Annotated in this window: 4 protein-coding genes and 1 pseudogene; all 5 read right to left on the reverse strand. The window is 68.6% G+C overall.

Going from position 1 to position 3,352, the window contains the following annotated elements:
* Positions 1-215 (reverse strand): annotated as a pseudogene (locus tag I71_RS27395) (BON domain-containing protein); the annotation flags it as partial.
* Between the two features lie 288 nt (positions 216-503).
* Positions 504-905: a response regulator gene (locus I71_RS27400; protein ID WP_042701454.1), complete on the reverse strand. Its 402-nt coding sequence runs from the start codon at positions 903-905 to the stop codon at positions 504-506.
* A gap of 71 nt (positions 906-976) precedes the next feature.
* The gene (locus I71_RS27405; protein ID WP_042701457.1) at positions 977-1,315 is read right to left on the reverse strand and encodes an STAS domain-containing protein; all 339 of its coding nucleotides are present in this window, start codon (positions 1,313-1,315) and stop codon (positions 977-979) included.
* Positions 1,316-1,403: 88 nt separating this feature from the next.
* Complete coding sequence (locus I71_RS27410; RefSeq protein ID WP_042701460.1) at positions 1,404-2,216, reverse strand: hypothetical protein; 813 nt, start codon at positions 2,214-2,216, stop codon at positions 1,404-1,406.
* A gap of 10 nt (positions 2,217-2,226) precedes the next feature.
* Positions 2,227-3,291: an ABC transporter substrate-binding protein gene (locus I71_RS27415; RefSeq protein ID WP_042701463.1), complete on the reverse strand. Its 1,065-nt coding sequence runs from the start codon at positions 3,289-3,291 to the stop codon at positions 2,227-2,229.
* Between the last annotated feature and the right edge of the window lie 61 nt (positions 3,292-3,352).

Consider the following 3,352-nt stretch of genomic DNA (forward strand, 5'->3'; position numbering starts at 1 on the left):
CGCCCGCCATAGCCGGCGTCGCGGTAGTCGCGGCCCTGCCCGTCCTGGTGGCGGTGGGACTGGGTGCGATACATGCTCTCGTGACGGCCGTCGTCCTGCTCGTAGACGCCGGTTCGCCGCGGCGCCTCGCCCCAGTCGCGGTGCCGGTTGGGTTCCCGGTCGTCGTCGCGCCAGTCGCGGCCTTCGCCCCGCCACCGATTCTCGTACTGCGCCATCGTGGTCGGCTCCCTCTTTTCAGGATTCTTGGATGGCGGACAGCACGTCCTGGAGACTCACACGCGATCACGCGCATGGCGACGCCCGCCCGCATGTCCCGAACAACAGGAGCGGGCTGGCGGCGTTCCGGAATTTTGCGGACCGGTCGACAGGAAAGCGCGGAGAACTGGCACGGCACTTGCGTGGTGGACCGCGGTTGGTTCCACGCATCACTTACGGCTTCGGCGCTTCTTGCACCGAAGCCGTTTTCTTTTGCGCCCCTTTATTGGGCAGGGGCGTCGATCTGCTTAATTTGTCAGCGTTTGATCGAGCAGGCGGGCAACCGCGGCTCCCAACTCTTCATTGAGGAACGGCTTGTAGATGATCTCATCCGCATTGAACATGCGCGTCATCTTCAGCAGATAGCCGGCCGGCATGTTGGGCGCACCACCGGACATGGCGAGGATCTTCACATCCGGCTGGGCGCTGCGCGCGGCCTTGATCAGCTCGATCCCGTCGACCTCCGGCATCAGCACGTCGGTGACGATCAGGTCGAAGCTGCGGCGGTCGAGCGCGCGGATCGCCGCCCGTCCGTTCTCCGCCTCGGTCACGTCGAACCCGCGCCCTTCAAGATAGCCGGCGACGGACAGCCGCACCGCCGGAGAATCCTCGACGACCAGGATGTTTGGCCGATTGGCACTTCCCATCATGCACCCGGTTCCTTTCGGGAACCGCCTTATCGAAAAGCCGGCCGCGACCGGCGGATGTCTACCGTTGTCCTTCAGCCACCCAATGCGGCGACCGCCGAGGCGGCATCGGCATGGATTGCGAACAGGGACGAAAAACCGCTGATGTCGAACAACGCGCGGATGCTCGGCGCCATGGCGCACAGCGCAATCGAGCCGCGCTTCGTCCGGGCCGCCTTGGCGGCGACCAGAAGGGATCGAAGCCCCGCGGAACTGATGTAGGAAAGCTCAGCCATATCGACAACGATCCGCGTGCCGTCCTCGCCAATGGCGGACATCAGAACGCCTTCGAACTCGCCCGTGCTGCCGCTGTCTATGCGTCCGACCGGGTGCAGCACGACGACACCGTTCAATGCCTGCTCGGTAATATGCATTCCCGGCTCCCGCCTTTGCTACCACCTTTGGGGTTATAGCATGTCGATGGAGGCCCGACGATTCCTTCGCGGTGCAGCAAAAAAACTCTCAGCGCGCCTGCCGCTGCCGGCCGCACAGCGCGTACCAGCGTGCCGCCCCCCCGGCTCCATCGACGGCCATCCCCTCCCCCGCCGTCACCCGGCCCCAGACCTGGCCGCGCTCGAAAATGTCCCAGCGGTCGGCCAGGTCCTCCACCGCCACCAGTTCGGCGCTGGCCGGGTCGAAGACGGGATCGCCGGTCAGGTCGCGGTGGAGCAGCAGCCGCACCAGATCGCCGCCGACCCGGACCAGCCGCTTCGGGTAGAGTCCGTGGGCGGTCAGATGGCTCCAGCTGCGGTGATTGCGGGCGCTGACCGTGGTGACGAGGTGACGGCGGCCCAGCGCCTCCGCCACCGCGATTCGCCAATCGATCAGCCGGTGGTGCAGGCCGCGCCCGCGTTCGCCCGGGTCGACCATGGCCGACGACAGGTGCGCCACCCGGCACAGCTCCGCCTCCGGCAGGTCGAGGTCGCGGCCCCGGTTGGCATCCCCGTCCGCCGGCAGGCCCAGGGCGCCGTAGGCGACCAGCGCCCCCTTGCGGAAGATGCCGGCGGTCAGACCGCCGCAGCCCAGATGGTCGGCGACGAAGTCCCCGATCTCGCCGACCATGCGATAATGGTCGGGATCCTCCAGCATCGACACCACCCGGACGCGGAAGTCGGCAAGCCGGCTGGAATCGGCCAGCTCCATCAGGCGGACGGTCAACCCGTCCGGCAGGTCGGCGGCCAACGCACGCAGCCGAAGGGCGGCCACCGCGCGCGCTGCGTCGCCGCGCAGAAGACTTGCGCCGCCGGGCAGGCTGAGGGGGGGCGTGACGCTCATGGTTCGCAACTCATGACTCGACGATTTCCGCGAAGTTCAGCAGGCCGATGGGCGGGTAATATTCCAGCGCCCGCACCGTGGCCATGTTGATGATGACGGAGAAGCGCTTCAGCGTCTCCACCGGGATGTCGGCCGGGCTGGCGCCGTCGACCAGAATCTGCGCCGCCTTGAAGGCGGTGAAGCGGCCGATGCCGTAGGCGCTGCTGGCCAGCGCCAGCATCGCCTTGTCGGTGCGCACGATCAGTTCGGTCGCCGAAAAGGTCGGCAGCCGCAGGCGCAGCGCCTCCGCCGCGACGACGGAGCGGTTGTGGAAGGCGATGAAGGTGTCGGGGCCGATATACAGCACCTCCGCCCCGCGTGCCGCCACGCGGGCCAGCGCATCGGGGACGGCGGCGGCCATCGGCTCGCCCCGGCCGTCCAGCGGCACCGGCTCCTCGATCAGGTCCAACCCGCGCAACGCGGCCTCGGCCCGCAGCCCCTCGATGGTCAGGACGGAGTTGCGTTCCAGCGGATTGTAGACGACGCCCAGCCGTCGGATCGGGCGATAGGCCTGGATGGTGTTCAGCTGCACCGCGATGGGTGCGATGTGAATGGTGCCGGTGACGTTGCGCCCCGACCGGCCGAGGTCAGGCACGATCTTCGCGTCCACCGGGGCGGCGACGAAGGTGAAGACCACGGGGATGTCGGTGATGTGGCGGCGCGGATCGGCCTCGTCGAACGGACCGACGATGCCGCGGGTCTGCGGGGTGCCCCAGCTGTAGACGAGGTCGGGACGGGTGTCCCTGATCTCCTCGACGATGCCCGGCAGCCGGCCGGTGTCGCCGCCGGTGTCGCGGATGGTGTAGTCGATCCTCAGCCCGCGGCGGGCCAGGTAATCCTTGAAGCCGTATTCGTTGTCGCTCTCGCCGCGGCCCAGAACCATGGTGATGCGGAAGGTCCGGTCCGGCACCGCCGCCGCCAGCGCCGACCCGGCCGACGGAAGGCCCGGCATCGCCAGCCCGCCGGCGGCAAGACGCAGGAGGGAGCGGCGGTGCATCCGCGGCGGATCGTCCTTGCCGAAGACCGCCACGGTCATGCCTCCTGCGGCCGGGGCGCGGGGGCGGCCGGCCTGCGGCTGCGGNGAGCAGCCAGAACAG

This window comes from Azospirillum sp. B506, from assembly GCF_000333595.1.
GTDB lineage: Bacteria > Pseudomonadota > Alphaproteobacteria > Azospirillales > Azospirillaceae > Azospirillum.

What these genes read in the sequence shown, in the direction of transcription:
- I71_RS27400 (WP_042701454.1), bottom strand. Translation starts at nt 905, where the DNA reads ATGATGGGAAGTGCCAATCGGCCAAACATCCTGGTCGTCGAGGATTCT.
- I71_RS27415 (WP_042701463.1), bottom strand. Translation starts at nt 3,291, where the DNA reads ATGACCGTGGCGGTCTTCGGCAAGGACGATCCGCCGCGGATGCACCGC.
- I71_RS27410 (WP_042701460.1), bottom strand. Translation starts at nt 2,216, where the DNA reads ATGAGCGTCACGCCCCCCCTCAGCCTGCCCGGCGGCGCAAGTCTTCTG.
- I71_RS27405 (WP_042701457.1), bottom strand. Translation starts at nt 1,315, where the DNA reads ATGCATATTACCGAGCAGGCATTGAACGGTGTCGTCGTGCTGCACCCG.